This is a genomic window from Hyphomonas sp. (assembly GCF_046313975.1).
Classification (GTDB): domain Bacteria; phylum Pseudomonadota; class Alphaproteobacteria; order Caulobacterales; family Hyphomonadaceae; genus Hyphomonas.
Genome location: NZ_JBKBXB010000019.1, coordinates 29,122 through 54,290, shown reverse-complemented (window position 1 = coordinate 54,290; position 25,169 = coordinate 29,122). Strand labels below are relative to the sequence as shown.

At 64.0% G+C, this 25,169-nt stretch carries 32 protein-coding genes; 11 read left to right on the top strand and 21 right to left on the bottom strand.

Features of this window, described 5'->3' with window-relative positions; translation table 11 throughout:
* Positions 1–51 precede the first annotated feature (51 nt).
* Positions 52–945, top strand: a complete 894-nt coding sequence (locus ACK4TE_RS08820) for a hypothetical protein (protein ID WP_409911129.1) — start codon at positions 52–54, stop codon at positions 943–945.
* 84 nt (positions 946–1,029) lie between these two features.
* Positions 1,030–1,719, top strand: coding sequence for an alternative oxidase (locus ACK4TE_RS08815; RefSeq protein ID WP_409911128.1), 690 nt, complete (start codon positions 1,030–1,032; stop codon positions 1,717–1,719).
* A 3-nt stretch (positions 1,720–1,722) separates the two neighbouring features.
* Here ACK4TE_RS08815 and grpE read toward each other — a convergent pair whose 3' ends face one another.
* From grpE to ACK4TE_RS08790, 5 genes are all read right to left on the bottom strand, one after another.
* Positions 1,723–2,274: a nucleotide exchange factor GrpE gene (gene grpE, locus ACK4TE_RS08810; protein WP_409911127.1), complete on the bottom strand. Its 552-nt coding sequence runs from the start codon at positions 2,272–2,274 to the stop codon at positions 1,723–1,725.
* On the bottom strand, positions 2,274–3,362 hold the full coding sequence (hrcA, locus tag ACK4TE_RS08805) for a heat-inducible transcriptional repressor HrcA (RefSeq protein ID WP_409911126.1): 1,089 nt from the start codon (positions 3,360–3,362) through the stop codon (positions 2,274–2,276). Before hrcA ends, grpE begins: the two co-directional genes overlap by 1 nt.
* A gap of 42 nt (positions 3,363–3,404) precedes the next feature.
* Positions 3,405–4,118 carry an SdpI family protein gene (locus ACK4TE_RS08800; protein WP_409911125.1) on the bottom strand — a complete coding sequence of 238 codons (714 nt, stop codon included), beginning with the start codon at positions 4,116–4,118 and terminating at the stop codon, positions 3,405–3,407.
* A complete protein-coding gene (locus ACK4TE_RS08795; protein WP_409911124.1) occupies positions 4,115–4,411 on the bottom strand; it encodes an autorepressor SdpR family transcription factor in 297 nt (98 codons plus the stop codon). Before ACK4TE_RS08795 ends, ACK4TE_RS08800 begins: the two co-directional genes overlap by 4 nt.
* Positions 4,412–4,472: 61 nt before the next feature.
* Complete coding sequence (locus tag ACK4TE_RS08790) at positions 4,473–6,143, bottom strand: formate--tetrahydrofolate ligase (RefSeq protein ID WP_409911123.1); 1,671 nt, start codon at positions 6,141–6,143, stop codon at positions 4,473–4,475.
* Between the two features lie 90 nt (positions 6,144–6,233).
* Here ACK4TE_RS08790 and rph point away from each other — a divergent pair, with 90 nt between their 5' ends.
* Positions 6,234–6,962 (top strand): ribonuclease PH, encoded by a 729-nt coding sequence (rph, locus tag ACK4TE_RS08785; protein WP_409911122.1) that lies wholly within the window; start codon positions 6,234–6,236, stop codon positions 6,960–6,962.
* Between the two features lie 3 nt (positions 6,963–6,965).
* Here rph and ACK4TE_RS08780 read toward each other — a convergent pair whose 3' ends face one another.
* The 4 genes from ACK4TE_RS08780 to ACK4TE_RS08765 all read right to left on the bottom strand — a co-directional run bounded on the left by ACK4TE_RS08780 (position 6,966) and on the right by ACK4TE_RS08765 (position 8,980).
* Positions 6,966–7,277, bottom strand: coding sequence for a hypothetical protein (locus ACK4TE_RS08780; protein WP_409911121.1), 312 nt, complete (start codon positions 7,275–7,277; stop codon positions 6,966–6,968).
* Between the two features lie 95 nt (positions 7,278–7,372).
* Positions 7,373–8,116 carry a helix-turn-helix transcriptional regulator gene (locus tag ACK4TE_RS08775; protein ID WP_409911120.1) on the bottom strand — a complete coding sequence of 248 codons (744 nt, stop codon included), beginning with the start codon at positions 8,114–8,116 and terminating at the stop codon, positions 7,373–7,375.
* A 71-nt stretch (positions 8,117–8,187) separates the two neighbouring features.
* Entirely contained in the window at positions 8,188–8,433 is a 246-nt protein-coding gene (locus tag ACK4TE_RS08770; RefSeq protein WP_409911119.1) for a helix-turn-helix domain-containing protein, read from the bottom strand.
* A 16-nt stretch (positions 8,434–8,449) separates the two neighbouring features.
* The gene (locus ACK4TE_RS08765) at positions 8,450–8,980 is read right to left on the bottom strand and encodes a DUF2975 domain-containing protein (protein WP_409911118.1); all 531 of its coding nucleotides are present in this window, start codon (positions 8,978–8,980) and stop codon (positions 8,450–8,452) included.
* A gap of 117 nt (positions 8,981–9,097) precedes the next feature.
* On the opposite strand from ACK4TE_RS08765, the gene rdgB reads away from it, so the two are divergent.
* Entirely contained in the window at positions 9,098–9,724 is a 627-nt protein-coding gene (gene rdgB, locus ACK4TE_RS08760; RefSeq protein ID WP_409911117.1) for an RdgB/HAM1 family non-canonical purine NTP pyrophosphatase, read from the top strand.
* On the top strand, positions 9,721–10,893 hold the full coding sequence (gene hemW / locus ACK4TE_RS08755; RefSeq protein ID WP_409911116.1) for a radical SAM family heme chaperone HemW: 1,173 nt from the start codon (positions 9,721–9,723) through the stop codon (positions 10,891–10,893). The genes rdgB and hemW overlap by 4 nt, the downstream gene beginning before the upstream one ends.
* A 3-nt stretch (positions 10,894–10,896) precedes the next feature.
* Here the strand turns inward: hemW and ACK4TE_RS08750 are convergent, their stop codons facing one another.
* Complete coding sequence (locus ACK4TE_RS08750; RefSeq protein WP_409911115.1) at positions 10,897–11,796, bottom strand: tyrosine recombinase XerC; 900 nt, start codon at positions 11,794–11,796, stop codon at positions 10,897–10,899.
* Between the two features lie 93 nt (positions 11,797–11,889).
* Here ACK4TE_RS08750 and ACK4TE_RS08745 point away from each other — a divergent pair, with 93 nt between their 5' ends.
* The gene (locus ACK4TE_RS08745) at positions 11,890–13,092 is read left to right on the top strand and encodes an acyltransferase family protein (protein ID WP_409911114.1); all 1,203 of its coding nucleotides are present in this window, start codon (positions 11,890–11,892) and stop codon (positions 13,090–13,092) included.
* On the opposite strand, the gene ACK4TE_RS08740 is transcribed toward ACK4TE_RS08745, so the two are convergent.
* The 4 genes from ACK4TE_RS08740 to ACK4TE_RS08725 all read right to left on the bottom strand — a co-directional run bounded on the left by ACK4TE_RS08740 (position 13,089) and on the right by ACK4TE_RS08725 (position 14,391).
* Complete coding sequence (locus ACK4TE_RS08740) at positions 13,089–13,559, bottom strand: YcgN family cysteine cluster protein (RefSeq protein ID WP_409911113.1); 471 nt, start codon at positions 13,557–13,559, stop codon at positions 13,089–13,091. The genes ACK4TE_RS08745 and ACK4TE_RS08740 overlap by 4 nt on opposite strands.
* Positions 13,538–13,834: a GNAT family N-acetyltransferase gene (locus ACK4TE_RS08735; protein WP_409911112.1), complete on the bottom strand. Its 297-nt coding sequence runs from the start codon at positions 13,832–13,834 to the stop codon at positions 13,538–13,540. The genes ACK4TE_RS08740 and ACK4TE_RS08735 overlap by 22 nt, the downstream gene beginning before the upstream one ends.
* The gene (locus ACK4TE_RS08730; RefSeq protein WP_409911111.1) at positions 13,813–14,100 is read right to left on the bottom strand and encodes a GNAT family N-acetyltransferase; all 288 of its coding nucleotides are present in this window, start codon (positions 14,098–14,100) and stop codon (positions 13,813–13,815) included. Before ACK4TE_RS08730 ends, ACK4TE_RS08735 begins: the two co-directional genes overlap by 22 nt.
* 120 nt (positions 14,101–14,220) lie before the next feature.
* Positions 14,221–14,391 carry a CsbD family protein gene (locus tag ACK4TE_RS08725; protein ID WP_409911110.1) on the bottom strand — a complete coding sequence of 57 codons (171 nt, stop codon included), beginning with the start codon at positions 14,389–14,391 and terminating at the stop codon, positions 14,221–14,223.
* 92 nt (positions 14,392–14,483) lie between these two features.
* Between ACK4TE_RS08725 and mnmC the strand changes: the two genes are divergently transcribed.
* The gene (mnmC, locus tag ACK4TE_RS08720) at positions 14,484–16,334 is read left to right on the top strand and encodes an FAD-dependent 5-carboxymethylaminomethyl-2-thiouridine(34) oxidoreductase MnmC (protein WP_409911109.1); all 1,851 of its coding nucleotides are present in this window, start codon (positions 14,484–14,486) and stop codon (positions 16,332–16,334) included.
* On the opposite strand, the gene ACK4TE_RS08715 is transcribed toward mnmC, so the two are convergent.
* The 5 genes from ACK4TE_RS08715 to ACK4TE_RS08695 all read right to left on the bottom strand — a co-directional run bounded on the left by ACK4TE_RS08715 (position 16,331) and on the right by ACK4TE_RS08695 (position 18,203).
* Positions 16,331–16,516, bottom strand: a complete 186-nt coding sequence (locus ACK4TE_RS08715; RefSeq protein WP_409911108.1) for a hypothetical protein — start codon at positions 16,514–16,516, stop codon at positions 16,331–16,333. The two genes, mnmC and ACK4TE_RS08715, sit on opposite strands and share 4 nt — an antisense overlap.
* Before the next feature lie 43 nt (positions 16,517–16,559).
* A complete protein-coding gene (gene pspC, locus ACK4TE_RS08710; protein WP_409911107.1) occupies positions 16,560–16,976 on the bottom strand; it encodes an envelope stress response membrane protein PspC in 417 nt (138 codons plus the stop codon).
* A 12-nt stretch (positions 16,977–16,988) separates the two neighbouring features.
* Positions 16,989–17,255, bottom strand: coding sequence for an envelope stress response membrane protein PspB (pspB, locus tag ACK4TE_RS08705; RefSeq protein ID WP_409911106.1), 267 nt, complete (start codon positions 17,253–17,255; stop codon positions 16,989–16,991).
* 113 nt (positions 17,256–17,368) lie between these two features.
* Positions 17,369–18,046: a phage shock protein PspA gene (gene pspA / locus ACK4TE_RS08700; RefSeq protein WP_409911105.1), complete on the bottom strand. Its 678-nt coding sequence runs from the start codon at positions 18,044–18,046 to the stop codon at positions 17,369–17,371.
* Positions 18,047–18,071: 25 nt separating this feature from the next.
* Positions 18,072–18,203, bottom strand: a complete 132-nt coding sequence (locus ACK4TE_RS08695) for a hypothetical protein (RefSeq protein WP_409911104.1) — start codon at positions 18,201–18,203, stop codon at positions 18,072–18,074.
* A gap of 204 nt (positions 18,204–18,407) precedes the next feature.
* Between ACK4TE_RS08695 and pspF the strand changes: the two genes are divergently transcribed.
* From pspF to ACK4TE_RS08675, 4 genes are all read left to right on the top strand, one after another.
* Positions 18,408–19,442, top strand: coding sequence for a phage shock protein operon transcriptional activator (gene pspF, locus ACK4TE_RS08690; protein WP_409911139.1), 1,035 nt, complete (start codon positions 18,408–18,410; stop codon positions 19,440–19,442).
* A gap of 74 nt (positions 19,443–19,516) precedes the next feature.
* Positions 19,517–20,620 carry a hypothetical protein gene (locus ACK4TE_RS08685; RefSeq protein ID WP_409911103.1) on the top strand — a complete coding sequence of 368 codons (1,104 nt, stop codon included), beginning with the start codon at positions 19,517–19,519 and terminating at the stop codon, positions 20,618–20,620.
* A gap of 138 nt (positions 20,621–20,758) precedes the next feature.
* Entirely contained in the window at positions 20,759–21,349 is a 591-nt protein-coding gene (gene hpf / locus ACK4TE_RS08680) for a ribosome hibernation-promoting factor, HPF/YfiA family (protein WP_409911102.1), read from the top strand.
* Positions 21,350–21,370: 21 nt separating this feature from the next.
* On the top strand, positions 21,371–21,835 hold the full coding sequence (locus ACK4TE_RS08675) for a PTS sugar transporter subunit IIA (RefSeq protein ID WP_409911101.1): 465 nt from the start codon (positions 21,371–21,373) through the stop codon (positions 21,833–21,835).
* Positions 21,836–21,911: 76 nt separating this feature from the next.
* On the opposite strand, the gene ACK4TE_RS08670 is transcribed toward ACK4TE_RS08675, so the two are convergent.
* A complete protein-coding gene (locus ACK4TE_RS08670) occupies positions 21,912–24,083 on the bottom strand; it encodes a M3 family metallopeptidase (protein ID WP_409911100.1) in 2,172 nt (723 codons plus the stop codon).
* Between the two features lie 131 nt (positions 24,084–24,214).
* Entirely contained in the window at positions 24,215–25,153 is a 939-nt protein-coding gene (locus tag ACK4TE_RS08665) for an NAD(P)H-dependent flavin oxidoreductase (RefSeq protein WP_409911099.1), read from the bottom strand.
* Between the last annotated feature and the right edge of the window lie 16 nt (positions 25,154–25,169).

The window sequence follows — 25,169 nt, the reverse complement described above, 5'->3', positions numbered from 1 at the left end:
CAGCGCCCGGCTTCGTGCGATAGTTCTGCTATACAGGGCGGAGACAAAAACATGCGCATGATTTTTCTGAGCGGGCTTTCCGCACTGGTGTTGGCGGCGTGCGACGACAGCCGGCCGGGCGATACGAGCGTGCCGCCGGTGGCCGCGCCAGAATCGGCCGAAGCCACGGGCAGCCAGTCGCTGGAATTGCTGTGGACCGCCTCAGGATTCGAGCAGCCGGAAGGCGCGGAGCAGGCGCCGGGTGGCGGATACTTCATCTCGAATATCGGCCCCGGTGAGGCGGGCGACCTGGATGGCAACGGCTATATCACCAGGCTGAACGCGGACGGCACGATTGCCAGCGCGAAGTTTGCTGCGGGCCTGCACGGGCCGGCGGGGCTGGTGGTGCACGAGGGCGTGCTTTACGCGGCTGACCGTGACGGCGTCGCGATGATCGATGCGGCGACCGGAGAGGTGAAGGGCAAGGTGGCGGTAGAGGGGGCGCAGTTCCTGAATGACATGACCGTATTCGGCGGCGAAGTTCTGGTCTCGGATTCCGGCACCGCGACGATCCACCGGATCACGCCGGAAGGCGCATCGCTGTTTGCCTATTCTGCCGATTGGGCAGGTATAAATGGCATCCTCGGCGCGGGCGACCGATTGCTGATCACGACGATGACGGAAGGCAAGCTGATCGCGTGGCACAATACGGAAACGGATGAAGACGTGATCGCCACTGGGATGATCGATGCCGACGGCGTCGGCCTTGTGCCGGGCGGCGGTTATCTCGTCTCCAGCTGGCCGGGCCAGATCCATCATGTCAGCGATGACGGCACCGTCACAACGCTCGTAGACACTAAAGAGCAGGGTATCCTGCAGAACGATCTGTCCGTGTTCGGAAATATCGTGATCGTGCCGAACTGGGAGCCAGGAACCGTTACGGCGTGGCGGATTGTTGCTGAGTGAGACTCGGTATGCGACCGCATGTCCCGCCGCCTTTCCCTTGCCTGACGGGACATCCCTCCCACCTCTCGGTAAGAGGTAACCGCCATGGCTTTCGACTTGACCTATCGTGAAACCGCGCCGCTCGAATACCGGCACACGCCGCAGGACGCGTCAGACCGCGTAGCCTATGCACTGACGAAAATGTTGCGCTTCTTCGCCGACACGTTCTTCCGGAAGCGTTATGGCCACCGCGCCGTGGTGTTGGAAACCGTTGCGGCCGTGCCCGGCATGGTTGGCGGGATGCTCAACCATCTCAAGAGCCTGCGGCGGTTCGAGGATGATCGCGGCTGGATCCACACCCTGCTCGAAGAGGCCGAGAACGAGCGCATGCACCTGATGACGTTCATCGCCGTCGCGCACCCCAACTGGTTCGAGCGGGCGCTGATCATCTTTGCGCAGGGCGCCTTCTTCAACGCCTTCTTTGTGCTCTACCTGTTTGCGCCGCGCACGGCGCACCGGCTTGTTGGATACTTTGAGGAAGAGGCGGTGGTCAGCTACACGGCCTATCTCAACGAGATCGACTCCGGCCGGCTGCCGAACCCTCCAGCCCCGCAGGTGGCCATCGATTACTGGAAGCTCAGCCCGGACGCGACGCTCCGCGATGTCGTGATCGTCGTGCGGGCTGACGAGGCGGGCCACCGCGACGTGAACCATGCGTTCGCCGAAGAGCTGCGTACCCGGCGTCACGGCGAACAGATCGCCGCGCCTGGAGAGAAGAGCGAACTGGAGGCCTAGCGCCTAGTTCGCCGCGCCGAGGCTCACGGCGACCATCGCGGCGCGCAGCGTCCGTTCGCCGATGCGCCAGCCGGGTTGGAAGAGCTGGGCGATGGTACCGGCGGGCTGGTCGGAAGGGATCTGCGCGACCGCCTGGTGCACGTTCGGGTCGAAGGCGCTGCCGGGGGCTGCCTCGATCTGCACGACATTGTGCCGTGTAAGGACGGTGTGCAGTTCCTTCTCGGTCATTTCGATGCCGCCAAGCAGGTTTTTTCCGGCTTCCGTCAGCGTTTCGCGCTCGCCTTCCGGCAGGGCGGCCAGTGCGCGGGAGAGATTGTCGGCCACGCTTAGCAGGTCACCTGCAAACTTGCCGATGGCATAGACGCGCGCTTCGGAGACTTCCCGCTCGGCGCGCTTGCGGGTGTTGTCGAGGTCTGCCAGCACACGGAGGAATTGCCCGCGCAGTTCTTCTTTCTCGGACTCGAGGCGCAGGATCGTTTCTTCCGGGCTCGGGGCAGGCGCCTCGGCCGGAGACTCAAGATCGGCGGCATCGCCAGTGTTCGTCGGATCGCTCATCACTTCCCATCCTTTCCGCGCCGGCCGGCGAGGATCTCGCCAACCACTTTCGCGGTATAATCCACCATCGGGATCACCCGGGCATAGTTTAGCCGTGTCGGCCCGATAACGCCCAATGCCCCGATCACCTGTTTCGTGCCGCCCATATAGGGTGCCACAATCACACTTGAACCCGATAACGGGAAAAGCCTGTTCTCGGAGCCGATGAACAGGCGCACCCCGCTGGCATCGCGCGTCGTATCCAGCACTTCGAGCAGGCTTTGCTGGCGTTCAAGCTCGTTGAACAGCTGGCGGACCCTGTCAAGGTCTTCGGCGGCCTTGGCATCTTCCAGGAGGTTGGCGCGGCCACGCACGATCAGGCTGCGGCCGCGGCCCGGCGTCTCACCGCTCCATTGGGCGAGGCCCGCCTCGACAAGGGCGGTGGCGGCGGTGTCGAGCTGGGCGCGGCGGTCCTGCAGCTCGGTGCGGACTTCGGCGGTCGCCTCAGCCAGCGTGCGGCCCTTGAGCCGGGTCGACAGGTAGTTGCCGGCTTCGATCAGGGTTGTGGCCGGCAGGCCTTCGGGCACCTTGATGATCCGGTTTTCAACGTCGCCGTCCTCGGTGACGAGGATACAGAGCGCGTCGCCGCCTGCCAGGGGCACAAACTCGACATGGCGCACAGGGGCGTCGCGCGTGGGGGAGGAGACGAGGCCGGCGCCGCCTGCAAGGCCGGAGAGGATGTCGGAGGCTTCGCCCAGCACGGCCTCCAGGTCGGTTCCGGCCGCCGCGAGGCGCTCGTCGATGGCTTTCTTGTCGGGCTTCGAAGGCTCGCCGTATTCGAGGAAGCCGTCGACGAAGAGGCGCAGGCCCCGGTGGGTCGGAGCGCGGCCAGCGGAGATGTGCGGTGCGTCCAGCAGGCCAAGCTCTGTGAGGTCGGCCATGACATTGCGGATCGAGGCCGGGGAGAGGGCGATACCGGACTTTGACAGCGTCCGCGAGCCGACGGGTTCGCCGGTCGCCAGGTAGCCCTCGACAATCTCCCGGAAAATGTCCCGGGAGCGCTGGTCGAGCCGCTGCATCAGGGATTCAGTTTCGAAACGCTCCGCCATGCTTCTGGATTAAGGTTCAGGCAGGCCGGGTTCAATAGGGCCTCAGACAGTCAGCCCGGTTCCTTCGTCGCGGTCAGGGGCGTTTTTCCAGGCGAAATAGGAGTAGACGACCGAGATAATGGCGGCTGCGAAGATCCATGCCGTGAGCTGAAGGGCGAGCCAGATGCCGTCGAACAGGAAGGCGCCGGCGATGCCGAGCGCGCCGGCGATCATGAACAGGGGGCCGGCGAGGCGGTGGGTCTTTTCCCAGGCATGGTCTGAAGACAAGGTCCAGGGCGTGCGTACGCCGAACATGAAGCTGGAGCGGGTTTTCGGCATATAGTTGCCGATGACGATCATCAGCAGCGCCGCGCCCGCAATGACAAAGCGGACGGCCTCGTCCGGCATCACGAAGTCAGTGCCTGCCTGCAGCATGGACACGCAGATGCCGGCGTGAACCAGCGTCAGCAGGATGGCAGTGCCGATCCATGTGGCGAGGTAGGCCTTGCGGCTGGTTTCGATGTTCGCCTTGCGGGGGTCCATCATCGGCACGATCGCGAGAATGATGCTGAGCAGGAAGAGGGCGGCGGGCATCATCAGCAGGTAATTCCAGACTTCTGCCTTGGGCGCGAACTGGTCCGGTCGGCCATCGAGGCCCCAATGGACCGGGATGTCACCCGTCGCCGGCAGGGCGTTCCAGGCCCAGGCAGCGATACCGGCCGAGAGGATCGTGGCGACAGCCGACCAGGCCAGTCCGGTGCGGATAAAGGGTTTCATTCTGCGGCCTCCTTGATGTCGTCGTCGCCATTGTCCCGGCCGAGCAGGCCGAGAAGGGCGGATGCGGCGTCCTCGAGGACGCTGGTGTTCACGCGGTAGAGGATCTGGTTGCCCTGCCGTTCGGCGGTGATCAGGTCAGCGTCCTTCAGCACGGCGAGGTGCCGGCTCATGGTCGGCCAGCTGGCCTCGAACTCGGCGGCAAGATCGCCGGCCAGACGCGGTCCCTTGCGCAGCATGGCCAGCACCTGACGGCGGGCCGGATGGGCAAGGGCTTTGAAAACGCTGTTTTCCATGCCCATTAATTAGCAGATACGCTAATTAGCGTCAAGTCTAATTTCTATTTTTGCTAAATAGCTAGCTGAGGCCTTCGATCTGGCCGCTGGAATTGAGGGACATGTGCTCCGCTGCCGGATGGCGGGGGAGGCCGGGCATGGTCATGATGTCCCCGCAGATCGCGGCGATGAAGCCGGCCCCGGCCGCGAGGCGCACTTCGCGCAGCCGCACGACATGGCCTTCCGGCGCACCCAGAAGGGCAGGGTCGGTCGAGAAGCTGTACTGGGTCTTCGCCATGCAGACCGGCAGGTGGCCGAAGCCGGCCTCTTCCCATGCGCTCAGCTGCGCTTTCACGGCGCGCGTCGTCTCCACCCGTCCGGCGCGGTAGATGCGCCTTGCCACTGTCTCGATCTTCTCCATCAGCGGTATGTCATCGGGGTAGAGCAGGGTAAACGGCTCAGTCCGTCTCGCCGAGGCATCGACGACCTTGCGGGCGAGGTCTTCAGCGCCGCGGCCGCCTTCGGCCCAATGGGTGCACAGCGCGACCGGCACGCCGAGCTTGCCGCAATAGGCTTCGATGGCGGCGATCTCGCCGGACGTGTCCGTGGTGAACCGGTTCACGGCGACGACCACCGGCAGGCCGAACTGGCGGAGGTTCTCGATATGCCGGCCAAGATTGGCGAGACCGGATTCGAGCGCGCTGTAACTGACAGTGGCGAGGTCTTCCTTCGCAAGGCCGCCATGCATCTTCAGGGCACGGACGGTTGCGACCAGCACGGCGGCGTCCGGCACAAGGTTTGCCTGCCGGCATTTGATATTCAGGAATTTCTCCGCACCAAGATCAGCGCCGAAGCCCGCCTCGGTCACAACATAGTCTGCCATCTGCAAGGCGGCGCGGGTCGCGATGACCGAGTTGCAGCCATGCGCGATGTTCGCGAACGGGCCGCCATGGATCAGGCAGGGATTGTTCTCCAGCGTCTGCACGAGGTTCGGCTGGATCGCATCCTTCAGCAGCACCATCATCGCGCCGACGGCCTTAATGCCTGCCGCCGTGACAGCCGCGCGTTCGCGCGTGTAGCCGACGATGATGCGCCCGAGGCGGGCTTCAAGATCGGCCGTGTCCCTGGCGAGGCAGAGGATCGCCATGATTTCCGAGGCAACGGTGATGTCGAACCCGGTCTCCATCGGCGTGCCATTGCCCGGCCCGCCAAGACCGGTAACGACATTGCGCAGGCTGCGATCATTCATGTCGAGCACACGCCGCCAGGTGACGCGCACCGGATCGAGCCGCGGCTCATGCCCCCAGTGAATGTGATTGTCGATCATCGCGGCGAGCAGGTTGTGCGCGGCAGTGATGGCGTGGAAATCGCCGGTGAAGTGCAGGTTGATCTCGTCCATAGGCACGACCTGGGCGAGGCCGCCGCCCGTGGCGCCGCCCTTCATGCCGAAACAGGGGCCAAGCGAGGGCTCACGCAGGCAGAGCATCGTTTTCTCGCCGATCCGGTTCAGCGCGTCAGCAAGGCCGACAGACGTGGTTGTCTTGCCTTCGCCGGCTGCCGTCGGGCTGATGGCGGTGACCAGGATCAGCTTGCCGAGATTTTGCGGACGCAGGCTGCGGATATGGCGGGCAGAGATCTTGGCCTTGTCGTGACCGTAAGGGATCAGGTCCTCGGCGGCGATGCCGAGCCCGGCGGCTACCTCGCCAATCGGGCGCTTTTTCGCGGCCCGCGCGATCTCGATATCACTTGCCATACTGCTTATCGCACTCCCCGGCGCAGCCTTATCAGTGGACAGGCCGCACAAAACCCGCAAACAAGCCGCAACCTAAGAGGATTCCAGCGAATGCCCAGTCTGCTTCGTCCGTCCGGACGCGCCTTTGACCAGATGCGGCCTGTCTCTCTCGAGACCGGTGTGACCCGTTATGCGGAAGGCTCCTGTCTTGCCAAGTTCGGCCATACCCATGTCCTGTGCACGGCCAGCTGGGAAAAGGGTGTGCCGGCCTGGCTGAAAGGCAAGGGTCAGGGCTGGGTGACCGGTGAGTACGGCATGCTGCCGCGCGCCACCCATACCCGGGGTCGGCGCGAAGCCGCGCAGGGCAAGCAGTCCGGCCGTACGCAGGAAATCCAGCGCCTGATCGGCCGCTCGATGCGCTCCGTGATCGATTTGTCGGCGCTTGGCGAGAACACGATCACCATCGACTGCGATGTCGTGCAGGCCGATGGCGGCACGCGCACGGCGTCGATCACCGGCGGCTTTGTCGCCCTCGCGCTCGCCTGCCGCTACTTGCAGACCGAAGGCGTCATCAAGGCGAATCCGGTTCTGAAACAGGCAGCTGCCATTTCAGTTGGCGTCTTCCAGGACCATCCGGTGCTGGATGTCGACTATCCGGAGGACTCTTCGGGCGAGGCCGACATGAATGTGGTGATGAGTTCCGATGGCGGCTTCATCGAAGTGCAGGGCACAGGCGAAGCGCGCCCGCTGACGCGGGCCGAGCTCGAGGCGATGCTTAAGCTGGCGGAGAAGGGATGCGGCGAACTGTTCGACGCCCAACGCATGGCGCTGGGCGGCTGATCGTCAGGAGACGGACTTCAGCGGCTGAAGCCCGTTCCAGCTGAAAATGTCTTCGCATTCTTCGCGGCTGAACCCGCAGATATGCGTCAGCAGCTCCGCGCGGTCTGCGGCGGCGTGCGCGGTGACGTCCCGGACCTGAAAATCTACCAGGCAGAACAGCAGGTGCCGCGAGGGCTGGGCTGGCAGGTGGTAGCGGATGAGGTCGCTCAGCGCCTCCTCCACGGCAGTATCGCCGGCTTTGAGGTCGCCAAGCAGCGCCGATGCGTAGAGACGCAGGCGCGGCAGTTCCTGTTCGATGAGTGCAATCCATGTCATGGCGGGCCAGATAGGGTATCCGGGCGATTCCCTTGCCACGGGAATCCATGACACCGCTGACAAAACACCTGCGGCATCCTGTCCTGAGGTTGAAGTCAGGCAACCAGTCCGAGTGCCAATCCGCGGAGACCGGCGGTTACCCGGTCGTGGACATCAAGCTTTTCGAAGCAGCGCCGGACGTAGGTATCGACCGTATTGGCCGAAATATTCAGTTTGGCCGCGATCATCTGGTTCGACAGACCCCGGACGACATAGCCGAGGATCTGCGCCTCGCGTTCGGACAGGGACACGGTCTCTGGCAGCGATTTCAGGATCAGGTCGCAATAGCGCAGATGCACCGCTTGGCACGCCCAGTGAATATCCGACGTCTGCTGACGATCCGGCATCACGCCATCCTTGCCGAAGCCGATGGCGAAATAGCCATTGCGGCCGTTGGGCCCGAAAACCGGCACCGCAAGACCATCCCCGAAACTCGCAGACCGGGCGCGGCGTATATAGGTTTTCTCGGCAGGGCTCAGGGTCGTGAGGCTTTCGATCTCCGACCAGCGGAACGGCGCCGTCCGGCGCGCCGCGACCTTCGGCATCGGGTCGAGATCGAGCATGCCTTCACTGCGATAGGTGGTGACCCACTCTTCCGGAAAGCCCTGCGTGTAGACCGGGATGTCGGGTCCGAAGTCCGCCGCGCCGATGGGCGGGTAGTGGTAGTAGCTCGCCATCTTCACACCGCAGGCGCCAAGGAAGGAGGTCATCGCCTGGCGGATTGCCGCGACATCGCGGGCAGCCGAGAGGTGGGACCGCAGCCGGTCGAGAGGGGATTCAGCTTTGTCAGGTTCGGTCACACCTGCTCCCGCCGCTGTACGATTACTACGCGGCAACGATGCCTTTTTTTGGGGAGAAGTGGAAGGGAAAACTATTCAGCGGCGACGCGCCGGTCGCCCTGTTCGCCTTCATCTTCCGTATCGAACACGAGAATGTCACCTGGCTGACATTTCAGCTCACGGCACAAGGCCTCAAGCGTCGAGAAGCGAATGGCCTTGGCCTTGCCGGTCTTCAGGATAGACAGGTTGGCGAGGGTGACACCGACCCTTTCCGAAAGCTCGGTCAGCGACATGCGCCGTTCGAGCAGGACTCGGTCGAGGGTAACGCGAATGGTCATGTCCTTGCGGCGCTCCTCAGATCGTCATTTTTTCTTCGTCGCGCAGGCGTGTGCCTTCGCGGAAGACTTGGGAAAGCACAAACAACGCGGCAACCGATATCCACAGTATGAGCTGAGTCGACAGGCGAGGGGGCTCGTCTGCGACAAGCGTGGGAACGGTGCTGACAGCCACCACAACCAGGATCCGGATGATCTCCATCGCCGCGATGGCAATGCCGATGCGCGACAGGCGCGCCGCGTTTTCCGGCACGAAGGGATCGCCATCCGCCAGTGTCAGCAGGATGCGGCGCAGCTGCAGGCAGATGAAGATCACGCCCGGCACGATCACCGCGAGGCCGGCAAGGCCGATGACCAGCTGGCCCGGTGTTACGCCGTCCGCCAGCGCCTTGATCCCGGAAATTTCGGCCGAGCCGCCCGACAGGCTGGCCGCGAGGCCGATGGAGAGGACAGGGATGCCGATCACGCCCATGGCGCCAACGATCCACATGGCGACCGTGACCAGCACGGTCATGATCTCGGCCATGGAATTGCGACCCGCGTTCGGCATGCTCTGTCTTTTCACCCTTTAGCCTTGATGGTTTATGAAGAAGGACTTTGCCGGCGCATTGTCCCATTATTACCGAATAACGATATATAAGTTCGCAGATAACGCAAGAATGGAGCCATGAAAACGGTGAAACCCGCAGAATCGTCGCTCCAGCTTGAACCCGGCCGCCTGCTGGCGGCAACCCACAATACAGGCAAGGTGCGCGAACTGACCGCCCTGTTTGCGCCCTATGGTTTCGAAGTGGTATCCGCCATCGAGCTTGATTTGCCGGAACCGGAAGAGACAGAGACAACTTTCGCGGGAAATGCGCTCCTCAAGGCGCGTGCCGCGGCGGAAGCATCCGGCCTGCCGGCCCTGTCCGACGATTCCGGCCTCGCCGTAACGGCTCTCGGCGGCGCGCCCGGCATTTATTCTGCCCGGTGGGCGGGCGAGCCCCGCGACTTCTACCGTGCGATGGAACGGGTCGAATCAGAGCTGCAGGCCAACGGTTCGGCGGACCGGACGGCAAAATTCGTCTGCGCCCTCGCCGTCGTCTGGCCGGATGGCCGGCAGGCTGTGTTCGAAGGCGAAGTGCATGGCACGCTCGTCTGGCCCCCGCGAGGGGAGAGGGGCTTCGGCTATGATCCGGTTTTTGTCGCGGCCGGGGAAACCCTCACTTTCGGCGAGATGGACCCCGACCGGAAGCACGCCATGAGCCACAGGGCGAAAGCAGTGGCGAAGCTGCGCGAGGCACTTCTGTCATGAGTGGCGGTGTCTCTCCGGCAGGCCCGCATTTCGGCTTTGGCCTGTATGTCCACTGGCCCTACTGCACGCGCATCTGCCCGTATTGCGACTTCAACGTCTATGCCGCGAAAGACCGGGATGGCAGCGCCCTGGTGGACGCAATTGCCGCCGACATCCACGCACATCGTCCGCGCTTGCCCCAGCACGGCGCCCTAGACACGGTGTATTTCGGCGGTGGCACACCGGCACTGCTGCGCCCGGATGAACTTGGCACGATCCTGCGCGCTGCATCCGATACTTTCGGCATCCAGCGCGGCGCCGAAGTGACGCTGGAAGCCAATCCGAACGATGTGCTGCGTGCAGACCTCACAGGGCTCGCCAATGCCGGCGTCACGCGCCTGTCCATCGGGGTCCAGTCGCTGCGTGATTCCTCCCTTGCCTTCCTCGGGCGCGATCATGATGCGGTGTCGGCCGCTGAAGCCGTCCGCCGGGCCCTGAAGGTGTTTCCCTCGGTGTCGATCGATCTCATCTATGCCCGCCCGGGTCAGAGCCCGGCGAGCTGGGAGGCGGAACTGAAAGACGCGCTCGCGCTCGGTGCGCCGCACCTGTCGCTTTACGAACTGACTTTCGAACCAAAGACCCCGTTCGGCCTGGCGGCAAAGCGCGGCGACATCAAACCCATGGACGATGATCAGCAGGCGGATCTTTATGAGCTGACGCAGGCCGTCACGGCCGGCGCGGGCTTGCCCGCCTATGAAATCTCGAACCATGCAGCCTCGAAAGACCATCAGTCCCGCCATAACCTTGTTTACTGGCGCAGCGGGGACTGGATCGGCGTCGGTCCCGGAGCGCATGGACGTCTCACGGTGAACGGCGCGCGCTATGCCAGCATCGCCGAACGCCGGCCGGAGGCCTATATCGCCAATGTCCAGGCCCTGCAGAGCGGATGGGGCGACGCGACAAAGCTGGAGCCTCTCGAAGTTGCGCGCGAAATCCTTGCGATGGGCCTGCGGGCCGCGGAAGGCGTCGACCTTCGCCGCGTCGAGGCCGTATCCGGACAGCGCGTGCCACGCGACAAGATCGCTGTGTTCGCCGAGAGAGGCTGGGCAGAAATCGTTGGCGCGGAACTTCGCCTGACACAGGCCGGCCGCCTGCTGGCGGATGCCCTGACGGCAGAACTCAGTCCCTGATCGCTAAGCGCGTGGGTGTGCGGCGGCATGCGCCGCTCGAAGCTGGCTGGAGTCGACACCGGTATAAACCTGTGTTGTCGATAGCGAGGCGTGGCCCAGCAATGTCTGGATCGCGCGCAGGTCGGCGCCGTTGGCGAGCAAGTGCGTGGCAAAGGCATGGCGCAGGGCGTGCGGCGTTGCGGTTTCCGGCAGTCCGAGAATACCGCGCAGGGCCTGCATCCGCCCCTGGATGATCCGTGGGCTGAGGGGTCCGCCCTTCGCCCCCCGGAACAGGGCCTGACTGCGGGGCAGGGCATAGGGGCAGAGCCGGGCATAGTCTTCAATCGCGTCGCGCACAGGCGCGATCAGCGGCACGATCCGCACCTTGCCGCCCTTGCCCTTCACGCGCAGCCGCTCCGGTGCCGGTAGATCCGCGCCGGTGAGGCTGAGCGCTTCGGAGATGCGCAGGCCCGCCCCGTACAGCAGCGACAGCACCGCCACATCCCGGGCCGCAATCCACGGGTCCGCATCCGGCTCGGTTTCCGCTTCGTGCAGGATATCCTTGGCCGCATCGACCGAGACGGGCCGGGGCAGGCGCAGGGCGCGGCGAGGGCCCTGCAGGTAGCCGATCTCGGCATTCTCGATTCCGTGCGCGCGCGACAGCCAGCGATAAAGCGCCTTGATCGAGGACAGGAGACGCGCAATCGAGGCGTCCGTCAGCCCGTCACGCCGGCGCGCGGCAAGATAGGCGCGGATATCGCGCGCCTTGAGGTTTCCCAATGCAGACAGGCTCGGCTCTCGGCCGAGATGCCCGCGCAGGAAGCCGAGAAAGCCGGCCAAGTCTGACCCATAAGCTTCCACGGTCTTTGCCGCCATGCGGCGCTCGTGGCCGAGATGGGTCAGGAAGGCGGGCAGGATGTCCATGCCGGCATCCTCCGGGATTTACCTTAATTGCAGCTTTAGCCGGTGGCGTAAAAGTTGCACGAACATTGCCGCTATTCCTGGGTAGGGGGACGCATGCGTTATCTTGGGATCGATCTTGCGCGATCAGTTGCCGTCTTCTGCGTTGTCGTCGGACACGCCATGATGGCGGCCAACGTGCAGGAAGGCGGCACGGCGTTCTACATCTTCCGCCTGTTTACCAGCGTCTCGGCGCCGGTCTTCTACTGCCTTTTCGGCTGCATGCTGCAGTTGGTCTATACCCGCCAGTATGCGGCGGGCGCAGAGAACGAAACGTCGCTGCGCCTCCTGACCCGCGCGCTGCAGTGCTGGATCCTCTACTGCATCACGTGCGCCGCGTTCTGTGTCTTCGCCAGCCTGCCTTTCACCTACTTCATCCGCTGCGCCCTGTTCCTCGGCGAGACGCCGCTTACGGATATCTTGAAATTCTATGCGGTGCTCCTGTTCTTTGCCCCGCTTCTGGTGGGTGTCAGTGCGCGCATTGGCCTGTGGCCAATCGTTCTGTTTTGCGCGGTGGTTCAGGCCGCTTATCCGCTGATCTCGCACATTTCGCCGATGCACGGCTATCCCGGCGCCGAGGCGCTCTCCGCCTTCATCTATGGTGGCGAGTATGTCGGCCATACCGGTCCGTCCATTCTTCACGGTCTCAGCTTCGTCGCTTTCGGAATGGTGCTCGGCCGCGTCTGGCAGGCCCGTCCCGGCAGGGAATTCCTGCTCTCGGGTCCGGACTGGGGCATGCGAGCTGTGTTTGGGCTGATGATCGCCGTAACGGTTGCCTCGGTCATCCTCGGCAAACAGAACCTGCTTGACCCTGTCGTGCGCGTCACCCTCATCAACGAAAACCACCCGATCTTCCTGCTCTTCGGCTGCACGGCAACGATTGCCTTCATCGACACCTTCACGGCCATCCGCCGCATGGCCGGCATCGGGGAAAAATCGATCTGGATGGTGTTCGGACGCACCAGCCTGTTCACGTTCTGCTATGGCAGCGTCATTCTCTATGCCGTGCGGCTGAACGATCCGGCAGCGGCGCCGGACCCGGCGCGCGTGATCTGGTCAACGCTGGCGGTCATGGTGATGAGCCTTGCCTATGCGGCGTTCCGGGACGGCCCCGTGAAGCGCATCAACCATCCGCTGATGCGCGCCTATCGCTGGCTGGTGGATGACAGCACGCCGCGGTTTATCAGGTTCCTGATGCAGCCCTTTCTTGAACGCGGCGGCAAGAACCCGGATCACGGCACGCGGCCGCACGCGCCTTAGGGCGGGCTGCCTTCCCAGTCGATGATGTAATCTTCCTGGTCCTCCTCGGAGATATCTTCTTCCGAGATCGTCCGCCCACGGACGGAGTGGCCTTCCTCGTGGATCCGGTTCCGGTCACCGCAAACGAGATGGTGCCAGTCCGGCAGGTCCTTGCCATCCTGCACCAGCCGGTAAGCGCAGCTGTCCGGCAGCCAGTCCACCGCCGCCACGGATTCCGGCGTCAGCTTCACGCAGTCCGGAACATACTTCTTGCGGTTCCTGTAGTCCGAACACTGGCAGGTAGACCCGTCCAGAAGCTTGCAGTGCAGATTGGTATAGGCAAGCGCGCCGGTTTCTTCATCCTCGAATTTGACGATGCAGCATTTCGCACAGCCATCGCAGAGGCTTTCCCACTCCTTGCGGGTCATCTGGTCCAGCGTCTTGGTTTTCCAGAAGGGCAGGCGGGTCATGCTTCCAGCGCGGCCCATTCCGGCGTCTTCTCGATCAGCGCCTTGGCGAACCAGCAGGAGGCGGACACCGTCTCGCCGCCTGCGATGATATCCTCCATCGCGCGCGCCACCAGCCTTTTGCCGAGCCCGCGCCCGCCGAGTACGTCGGGCACGATCGTGTGGGTGATGTGCCGGTGCTTCGGCTTCGGCCGTTCATAGGTCAGGTAGGCCTCGACGCCGTCGATGGTCAGACTGTAGCGCTGGCGCGCCGCATCATGGGAAATCTCGTAGGTCACGCGAGCACGTCCTGCCATTCGGGGTGTTTTGCGATCTGCGCCTTGGCGAAGGGGCAGAGCGGGATGATCTTGAGGCCCGCCTCGCGTGCGTCTTCCACCGCGCGCTGCACCAGCGCCTGTCCGGCGCCCTTGCCGCGCAGCGCGTCTGGCACGCCGGTATGGTCGATGATCAGGCGGGTCGTACCCGCCTTGGAATAGGTCATCTCGGCCGTATGGCCGTCAATTGTGGTGAGGTAGCGCCCGCCAGTCGGGCCGTCCTCGCGGGTGACGATGATCTCGCTCATGGCTGGCTCCTTCGGGCAGCGATGGCGGGAAAGTGGCGCTTCGCCGGCGAAAGCGCAATGGCGCCTGTCCGATAGCACTTATGCCGGAGGGGAGGGCCCCAGCCCCTTGGCAGCCTTCGCCTACTTCTTCAGCGCGTCCTTGGCATCGCCGACCGCCTTGCGGACCTCGCCCTCAGCCTTCTTCAGCTTGCCTTCGGCTTCCAGCTTGCGATCACCCGTCAGCTTGCCGGCGGTTTCCTTGATCTGGCCTTCAGCTTTCTTGGCTGCGCCCTTGATATGTTCCTTATCCATGGGAGGATTCCTTTCTGCTTTGGCAGGCAGGCGTCTTCGCGAACCGAAAACGCCCCCTACCCAGCAGGCAAGCGGCGAGGTAGGGCAGAAAAATGGCACGCCTGCTTACCTTTCCGAGAATTAACTGGAACGCCGAAGGCGCTCCGGTCGCTGAGGCGCATGGCGATGTGTACTATTCGCTGCAGGACGGGCTGGAAGAAACGCGCGCCGTGTTCCTGCGTGGATGCGGCCTGCCGCAGGCCTGGGAAGGGCGCAGCCAGTTTACCGTTGCCGAAACCGGCTTTGGCACGGGTCTCAATTTCCTCGCTCTCTGGCAACTCTGGCGCCAGCATCGCCCATCCTCCGATGCGCAGCTCACTTTTGTCAGTTTCGAACTTTATCCGCTCACGGAGGAAGATGCCCGCCGCGCGCTTGCTGCCTGGCCGGAACTGGCGGACGTCTCGGCACGATTGCTCCCGCAATGGCCGGGCCCTGTGCGCGGCGTGCGCGAGCTGCGTTTCCCGGATGACGGCGTGCGCCTCGTCCTTCACCTTGGCGACATTGCCGAGATGCTGCCGCAGGCCGTGTTTGCTGCCGATGCCTGGTTCCTCGACGGGTTCAGCCCGGCGAAGAATGAGGACATGTGGTCGCCGGCCCTTTATCCTCATATCGCGGCGCATTCTGCGCCTGGCGCGCGGCTGGGCACATTCACCGTGGCCGGCGCCGTGCGCCGCGGTCTTGCCGAAGCAGGCTTCGACGTTGCGAAAGCCGAAGGCCACGGCCGCAAGCGCGAGCGGCTGGAAGCCCGCATCGCCGCGCCGCCTCTGCCTGCGCCGGACATATTCGCCATCCGCAGTCCGCCATCCCGCCCGCAGCGTGTCGCCATTCTCGGTGCAGGCATCGCGGGCGCGGCCCTTGCGCACCGTCTGAGGGCGGACGGTTTTGATCCGGAAGTCTTCGACCCCGCTCCGGCGCCCGCCAGCGGCGCCAGCGGCAATCCGCTCGGCCTCCTGATGCCGCGCCTGGATGCCGGCGACACAGCCGAGGCCGCGCTGCTGATCGATGCCTATCTCGCCGCGCGCAGCCTCTATCTCGGCCTTCCCGAAGCTGAAGAGACAGACGTGCTCCAGCTGCCCCGCAATGCCACCGAGGCTGCCCGTTTCGAGAAGTTGCTGGCGGATCCGCCCCTACCGCTGGAAGACCTTGAGGCCGCCCGGGGCGGGGCCTTGCTGCACAAGCGTGCGCTTATCGTGAAGCCGGCCCCTCTGGCTGCGCGCCTTCTCGAGGGGGTGCCGCAGTATCTCGGGTCACAGGTTTCGGTGCGTCTTGAAGAAACCTCCGTCAACGGAGTGGTATTCGATGCCATCATCCTCGCAAATGGAATGGAGGCAAAGACGCTCGCGCCGGTCCTGCCGCTCGAGGCGCGCCTCGGACAGGTGGACTGGGCGGACATGCCGGTCACCGCCCCGGCCTCTGCGCTCGCCTCCGGCAGCTATGCGCTGGCGCTCGGTGCCCAGCGCCTCTGGGGCGCAACGTTCGAGGCGTCCGATGGCCGCTACGAACCGGAGGGCACCGCAGGCGCGCGCGCAGAGAATCTCGCGGCGCTGGAAAAGCTTTCCCCCTGGTGGCTGAATGCCGTGCGCGGCGCGGCGCACCGTTCCCGCGCCAGCCTGCGCGCCACAACGCCGGACCGCCTGCCCTTGATCGGCGCGGTGCCCGATGCGGTCGCGGCCAAGATTGCGTATGCCGGACTGAAAAAAGGGCGCGCTGCCGAAACAGACGCGCCCAGTCGCTCAGGAATTCATGTGTCAGGCGGATTTGGCGCGCGCGGCTTTACCTGGGCGCCCTGGGCCGCCGCGATCCTGTCTGCCCGTCTCACCGGCGCGCCGTCGCCGGCGTCCCACCGCGCGCTCTGCGCCGTCAGCCCGATGCGGTTCGTGCTGCGATCGCTGAAGCGCGGTTAGCGCAGGCTGACGAAAGACAGGACCAGGCCGCCCTGCTCGTGCGACTGCACGCTCAGGTGCACTTCGCCGACGTTCATATGGATCCCGCCGCTAAAGTGTGACGCCACCAGTGCCGCGATCAGCACAGTCAGAGCGAGCGCGCCGAGCAGGCGGTTGTTGCGAAGAAGTGTCCCCTTGGTCATTGTTCCGGTCCTTACACGGATGAGTGGGTGGGTGGGGTGAAGGTCAGTTGCCTTTTTCAAGGTCGCGGAATTCCTGGCGCAGGCGCCATTCGTCCGAGGTCACGGTACGCTCGATATTCTTCAGGCGCTCTTCGAGGTCCATGAAGGTGTACTTGATGGTGCCGAACGTCGCGCGCGGCCGGTCGGAGACACCGCGCCAGAAGGCATCTTCCTCGGGGGAAAAATTGCCATAGCCGAAGGGCGCATAGGGCGTGATCATCCACACGACGATGTAGGCCACCAAGATCAGCGGGCCGGCCATGAAGAAGAACATCAGCGCCGCGACAATGCGCACCAGAAGCGGGTCCCAGCCGAAGCGCTCGGCAAGGCCGCCGCACACACCGGCAATCACCTTGTCCTGACCCGAGCGGTAGAAGCGCTTGGGGTTGGGGGAGAAGTAGGGGTCTGAATAGCGGGACATGGGGAAAGTGTCCTATTCCTCAAAAGTGGATCGGGAGGGCCGGGGCGGACGCCGCGGGGCATCCGCCTCGGATTTGTCGAGCAGGGCTTCGAGAGACTCGATGCGCCGCTCCATGGATTTCGCCGAGCGCCAGAGGTCTTCCAGCATACGCTCGTCGTCAGGCTGCAAGGTCTTCTGCCGGCGCCACATCGTGACATAGTGCAGGATCATGCCCGGCAGCACGACGAACAGGGCGAGCGTGCCGGTAAGGGCAATGAGGACAATGGCAGCCTCGTCCATCAGGCGTCTCCCTCAGAGGAGGCGCTCGAAGGGTTGCGTGCCTGGGCAATCAGGCCCGGGGCGCAGATGACGGCGAGAAAGCCGATGAGGAATGCAAGAGATGTCAGCATTGATCAGTCCTCGGATTTCTTGCTGCCCTTGCTCTTGCGAGCTTTCAGGGCGGCGAGTTCTTTTTCGATGGCTTCGTTCTGCTCGAGCTCGGCAAACTCCTGTGCGAGGCTCGGCTCGCCGCCGCGGATTGCGTCTGCATAGGCTTCCATCTCGTCCACCTTGCGCTCGAGATTGGCGTAGCGGGCGATCGCCTCGTCTGCGCGGCCATCATAGAGCTGGCTGCGCATGCGGATGCGCTGCTCGGCAGCCTCGCGGCGCATCACCAGCGCGCGGTGCTTGGCTTTCGCCTCGTCGAGCTTGGCCTGCAGCTTCACCAGGTCTTCCTGGCGGCGGGCGAAGGCGTCTTCGGCGATCACCATGGCTTCCTGGCGGCGCTGGATTTCAGCTTCCGCTTTCTGCTTGGCCAGCAGCGCGCCGCGGGCAAGGTCCTCGCGGCCCTTGTCGATGGCGAGTTCGGCCTTGGCCGACCAGTCATCGCGGGCGCCGGAGAAGTGAACGATCTCGCGCTCCATCTCTTTCTTGTCGGCCATTGCGCGGGCTGCAGAGGTGCGCACTTCGACCAGCGTGTCTTCCATTTCCTGGATGATCAGCCGGGCGATTTTTTCGGGATTTTCGGCGCCGTCGAGCATCGCGTTGATGTTCGAGTTGATGATGTCGCCGAGGCGGGAGAACAGACCCATTGTGGTTATCCTTTCTTTGCTCGGATCAGAAGAAGAAGCCGCCGAGGAACACGCCCGCGGCAAAGAAGATCCACGATTCAGCCGGCCGCGTGGACAGCCAGCGGCCAAGGCGGCCGGCATCCGAGCGGGGTGGGTAGCGATAGTCCTGGTCGTTCATGTCTTGTCTGGTCCTTCTAGGTTTCGATTGCCCATCGTCCTGATGGGCTCTCTTTTTCAAGGACCGTGCCAGTTTCGGATTAAATGTTTAAAGCCTTGTAATATATAAATAAAAAGTTTTCTGGTGCATTGCCTTAACACTTTCGTGGCGAAAGGTGCAGAATATTTGGTCGATTTCACCAGTGATTTTGGCTATATCGGCCTCATGGTCGAGCGAACCTCTCATCTCGTTGGCGAATCCGCGCCCTGGCTGTCAGCGCTGGAGCATGCGAGCCGTGTTGCCCCGCTGGACCGGCCGGTGCTGGTTATCGGCGAGCGCGGCACCGGCAAGGAACTCGTCGGCGAGCGGTTGCACTTCCTGTCGAAGCGCTGGGAAGGCCCGTTCGTGAAGGTGAACTGCGCGGCGCTGACCGAAACCCTGCTCGATTCCGAACTGTTCGGCCATGAGCGCGGTGCTTTCACCGGCGCGACCGAACAGCGCCGCGGCCGGTTCGAACTCGCCGATGGCGGCACCATCTTCCTCGACGAGATCGCGACCGCCGGCATGGCGCTGCAGGAAAAGTTGCTGCGCGTGGTCGAATATGGCGAGTTCCAGCGCGTCGGCGGCTCGAAAGTGCTGACGACGAATGTGCGCATCGTGGCGGCAACCAACGCGGACCTGCCGGCGCTTGCGGAAGCGGGAAAGTTCCGGTGGGATCTGCTCGACCGGCTCTCGTTCGATGTCATCACCCTGCCGCCTCTGCGCGCGCGGCACGGCGACAAGAGCTTGTTGGCGGATTTCTTCGCCCGCCGCATGGCGGTGGAGATGGCGCAGGATTTTCCGGGCTTTGCGCCGTCGGCCATCGCTGCGATCGAGACGCATGACTGGCCGGGCAATGTGCGCGAGCTGCGCAACTTCGCCGAACGCCTCGCCCACCGCGCCCTGCTCACCGCGCCGGACGATCCGGTACAGTTCGACCCCGCCGCGCTCGACCCGTTTGCCTCGCCCTGGCGGCCCTCCGGGCAGTCCATAAACCGTCCGGAAAAACGCCTGATAGAGACCCCTGACATATGGAGCATTCCGGGCGGCTTCACCGAAGCCACGCGGCTCTACGAACTCCGACTGATCGATGCGGCTCTGGCCGAAGCCGGCGGCCATCAGGGCCGCGCCGCCGAGGCCCTCGGCCTCACCTATCACCAGCTGCGCGGCCTTCTGAAGAAGCATGGTTACAAGGGACAACGCGCCCTGCTGGAAAACTGACACGCTAAACCTGGTTGCCGCGCCGCCTTGATTTGTTAACCTCTGGTTAGTCTGAAAGCACACGGAGGCTGGCCTTGGCTGCATTCGACATCTGGCTGGCCGATGATGGCGCCCGCCTCCGGGAATGGCTGACCGGTCAGACGCCCGACTGGCTGCACGGTCTGATTGCCACCTTGCCGCTGTGGGCCGCTGGTGCGCTGGGCGTCGTCGCCGCGCTCGCCAGTGTCTGGGTGGTGATCCAGATTGTGCAGGGGGCGATCGCGCTCCTGCGCTTCCTCTGGGGCCTTGTCACCCGGCCCGTCACCACGGCGCGTGACACCTTCGTGCCGGAAACGAAGGCCGCGAGGAAGGATGTCGAGAAACTGAAAGCCGACCTCGCCGCAGAGAAGGCCGAGAATGCCCGCCGCCAGGAGGAAATCCTCGCGCGGCTCGATGCGCTTCAGAGACTGCAGGTCGCTGCCGGCGCGGACCCGCTTGGGGCAGAGGAACGCGGTCGACGGGATGCTGCTGTCGCGGAGATCGTCGCCGAGGCGAGCCCTGCGGCTGATGCGGCGGCCGAAAAGCTGGCCGCAGGCGACCTTGCCGGCGCCATCGCCACGCTGGAGCGCGATGCCCGCGCTGACGCAGAAGCCGCAGCGGAGAAATGGCGCCGACTTGGTGCGCTCGTACTGGGTGTCGATTTTGCGAAGGCGAAGGCGGCCTATGAGGAAGCTTTCCGCCTACAGCCTGACGATTTCTGGACCTGCGTCGAGCTCGCCCGACTGCGCCAGACCGGCGGCGACCTAGCCGGGGCAAGATTGGCCGCCGAGGCCGCAGCGCGCTCGGCTGCCACTGAACGCGAGAAGAGCGTCGCCGCCGATGCGCTCGGGGATGTGTTGCGGGAGGGGGGCGACCTTTCGGGGGCGCGGGCGCAGTATGAGGCGGGGCTGAAGGTTTCAGAGCGCCTCGCGCGGGACAATCCGGCCTCGGCAGAGGCGCAGCGCGACCTGTCGATCAGCTATGAGCGGCTCGGGGATGTGCTCGCCGCATCGGGCGACCGGGCCGGCGCGATTGCGCGTTACCGTCAGAGCCTGCCGATTGCCGAGGCGCTGGCGCAGGCGAATCCCTCGCATCCGGGCTTGCAGAAAGACGCGGCGATAACGCGGGCGCGCCTCGCCGAACTGGAAGGCCGCGTCTGAACGAATACGGTTTCTGCAGCAGACCTGCGGGATCTCCTCAAGATTACGGATTTTTGCCCTGACAGAGTCGTGATGGGAGTCGCTAATCTCATCCGGATGCGCCATATTTGTCACAGGTCACTCGCAAAGGAGACTCCCATGCAGATCCAGATCACCGGCCGGCATATCGAACTGGGTGAGGCGCTGCGAGGGCGGATCGAGACGGGGCTGGAAGCCGCCGTGACCAAGTATTTCAATCGCACCGGCGACGCCAATGTCTTCGTTTCCCAACAGGGGCCGTGGATCGAGGTCGACTGCAATGTCCACCTGCCATCAGGGATCGTGCTGCAATCCTCCGGCAAGGCAGACGACCCCTATGCCGCCCTGGAGGCGAGCCTCGACAAGATGGAAAAGCGGGTGCGCCGCTATAAGCGCCGCCTGAAGGACCACCACGCCACCGCGCCGCAGCCGCTGCCGGCCGAACCGGCATCCGAAATGCTGTTCCAGTCGGCAGACACGGATGATTCACAGGATGAGGGTATAGAGGCGGGTGACGCTCCCCTGACAGTTGCAGAAACGAGCGTGCAGATTCGCACAATGACCGTTTCGGAGGCAGTTATGCAGCTGGAATTGCAGGATGTTCCGGCACTCATGTTCAGGAATGCTGGCCATGACGGGCTGAATATGGTCTACCGCCGCCACGACGGGCACATTGGCTGGGTCGACCCCGCCAACACGCCCCGCACCTGAGATTCATGGACCTGTAGATTGATGGCCACAGATCTGAGTGCCCTGCTGCAAGGTGGGGTCATCATCCCGCTTCACGACGTGCCGAGCCGCAAGCAGGCAATCCACGTCCTGTGCGAAGCGCTGAGCGAGGCGACCGGCATCGGCGCGCGCGTCATCGAGGACGCCGTGATGGAACGCGAACGTCTCGGCTCCACCGGTGTCGGCGAAGGTGTGGCGATCCCTCATGCGCGCCTTCCCGGGCTGGAAAAACCGGTCGGCGGGTTCATGCGCCTTCTGCACGGGGTGGATTTCGAAGCGATCGACGAGCGCCCCTGCGACCTCGTGTTCATGCTGCTCGCGCCGGATGGTTCGGGAGCGGATCATCTGCGGGCGCTCGCCCAGGTCAGCCGCGTCTTCCGTCAGAGCGCCGTGCGCGACGGACTGCGCAAGGCGCGCACGGAAGAGGATGTCCGCGCCGTGATCTGCAAGGAATCGGTCAGCGGCTGATCTGCCTTAGCAACCAACGCAAAACGAAAAAACCCCGCCAATCGGCGGGGCTTTTGTTTTGGAAAAGGGGCTTCGATCAGCCTTCCGCAGGCGCCGGATCGGCAAAGCCGCGCTTGCGCAGCAGGGGATCGATGCCAGGGTCGGAGCCGCGGAAGTTGCGGTAGAGCTCGTCCGTTTCCCGCAGGCCACCGGACTCGTAGACCCACTTCTTGAGTTTAGCGGCGAGTTCCGGGTTGAAGATGTCGCCGGACTGTTTGAACGCATCGAAACCGTCCGCATCCAGAATTTCAGCCCACAGATAGGAGTAATAGCCGGCCGAATAGCCGCCATCGAAGATGTGCGAGAAATAGGTCGAGCGGTAGCGCGGCTCGATCACTTCCGGGATGTTGTATTTCTTCAGAACCTCAAGCTCGAAGGCGCGGGCATCGGTCACCTTTGCGGCCTCTTCCGAGGACAGCATGTGCCAGTGCAGGTCGATCAGCGACGCGGCGATGAACTCGGTGGTCTTGAAGCCCTGGTTGAAGGTCGCGGCCTTGTTCATCTTGTCGATCAGGTCCTGCGGAAGGGGCGCGCCGGTCTGGTAGTGACGGGCGTACACGGACAGAACCTGCGGCTCGGTGGCCCAGTGTTCCAGCACCTGCGCCGGGAACTCGACATAGTCCGGTCCGCCATAGACGCCGGAATAGCTCGGATACCGGATCGTCGTCAGCAGGCCGTGCAGGCCGTGGCCGAATTCGTGGAACAGGGTTTCCACCGCATCCATCGACATCAGCGCCGGCTGGCCTTCGGCCGGGGGCACGAGGTTCATGTTGTTGGTGATGATCGGGCGCGTAACCGTGCCGTCCATTTCGGAGCTGTCGCGGTAACCGCTCATCCAGGCCCCGCCACGCTTGGAGTCGCGGGAAAACATGTCGATCATGAACAGGCCGAGATGCTGGCCGGTCGCGGCATCTTTCACGTCGTAGGACTCAACGGTCGGGTGCCAGCCAGCCACATCCGCGCGCGTCAGCGTGATGTTGAACAGGCGCTCGGCCACTTCAAAGGCACCGTCGCGCACGGCGTCCAGCTGGAAGTAGGGGCGCAGCTGGTTGTCGTCGAAGGCGTATTTGTCGGCGCGGACTTTCTCCGCATAGAACCACCAGTCATGGCCCGCGATCGGGAAGCCGGCGAGTTTTTCCATGTCGGCTTGCTCTTCGGCCGCGCGCTTCAGGCCCGGTTCGAGAACTTTCACGAGGAACTCAATGGCCGCTTCCGGCGTTTTCGCCATGCGGTTTTCGAGGACGTAGTGCGCATGGCTCTTGTAGCCCATCAGCTCGGCGCGCTTGGCGCGAAGCTGGGCGATCTTGATGGCGAGCGCGCCATTGTCCCACTCGCCCGAGTTGGCCCGAAAGCGGTAGCCATCGAACAGCTGGCTGCGCAGCTCGCGGTCTTCACCGGCTGTCATGAAGCCTTCGAACACCGGACGGTCGAGACCGATTTCCCAGGTCTTGTTGCCGTCCCGGTCGAGCGCGTTCTTGAAGTCCGGCGACAGGCCCTTCAGGCGGGCTTCGTCGGTGACCACCAGTTTGAAGTCTTTCGAGGCAGCAAGCAGGTTCTGGCCATAGGTTGTCGTCAGGCCCGACAGTTCGGCGTTGATCTTGGAGACTTCCGCCTGAACGTCCGGCGAGAGGCCAGCGCCAGCGCGCACGAAGCCGCGATGGGTGAGTTCGAGCAGGCGCGCGTCCTGTTCGTCCAGACCAAGGCGGTCGCGCTGGTCATAGACGGCCTTCACGCGGGCGAAGAGTTTCGGATTGAACGTTACCGCATCGCGCTCGGTCGAGAGCATCGGATAGATCTCGGCTTCCAGCGCCTGGATTTCCGGATTCGTGTCGGTGCTGGAGAGGTTGCCGAAGACGCCCATCACCTTGTTCAGCGACTTGCCGGAACGCTCAAGGGCAAGGATCGTGTTGTCGAAGGTCGGCGCCTCGGCATTGTCGACGATGGCCGCGATTTCGGCGCGCGATTCCAGGATGCCCTTCAGGATCGCCGGTTTGAAATGCTCGTTGCGGATCTCGGCAAAGGGCGGCACGCCATACGGGCCGGTCCAATCGGCGCGGAACGGGTTGCCGTCCAGTTCAGCGTCCGTGACGGTGATTTCCGGCAGCGCGATCTCGACACCGGCCACCGGCTTGTCGGCGGCGGTGCCTCCGCAGGCGGCTGTTGCAACAAGGGCGAGAGCGGCCACGCCGCCCTTCAGGGCTTCCGACATTTTCATCATACTTCCTCTGGCAAACAGGTTTGGTGGGCTGTTTAGCCTCTGGGGATAGCGATTTACAATAAGAAACGACAGGATTTTGCCGGAATCCCGTCAATTCTGACCCGTCCGGGTCATACCGCGCATCAGCGCGGCAGACCGGCGACAATGCGGTGATATTCCTCCAGCGTCTCCTCGAAGATCTGCGCGATGGGCTTCACTTCCCGGATGCGGCCCGCCACCTGGCCGGTCAGGGCAATGCCCGCCTCGAGATCGCCCCCGAAGTAGACGTTCTGAGTCCCCGCGAATTCTCCGAAGATATTGGGACTGCCCTCCTTCTCGATGCGGCTGGTGCGCTCGGTGCGCAGCGCGCGCAGGGCAGGGCCGGGGCCGGCGCGGTTGAGGAACACCGTGTCGGTGGAATCGGCCTTCACGATCGCCTCCTTCCAGTTCGCGTGCACCGGGCTTTCGGCAGAGGAGAGGATGCGTGTACCCATCAGCACGCCTTCGGCGCCGAGCGCGAAGGCGGCTGCCATCGTGCGCCCGTCCATGATGCCGCCGGCAGCGACTACCGGCACATCCACCGCCTCGCAGACCTGTGGGATCAGCACCATCGAGGCGACATCCTTCGCGTTCTTGAACCCGCCGCCTTCACCGCCTTCCACGATCAGCCCGTCCACGCCCGCCTCGATGGCGCGCATCGCACCGGCGAGGGAGGGGACAACATGGAATACGGTGAGGCCCGCTTCCTTCAGAGTGGACGTGTACTTCATCGGATCGCCAGCGGAGGTGGTGACGAACTTGATGCCCTGGTCGATGATGAAGGGGATGATGTTCGGATCGCGCACGAAGGCCTGCGCCACGTTCACGCCGAAGGGCTTGTCCGTCAGCGTCTTCATTTTTTTGATCTCGTCGCGGATGGCATCAAGCTCGCCGGACGAAGTCTCGATGATGCCCATGCCGCCGGCATTCGACACCGCCGAAGAAAGCTTCGAGCGCGCAATCCAGCCCATCGCCGCCTGAATGATCGGTTTCTCGATGCCCAGCATCTCGGTGATACGGGTCTTCACGGGCGCGGCTGGCATGACGTTCCTCCGGTCG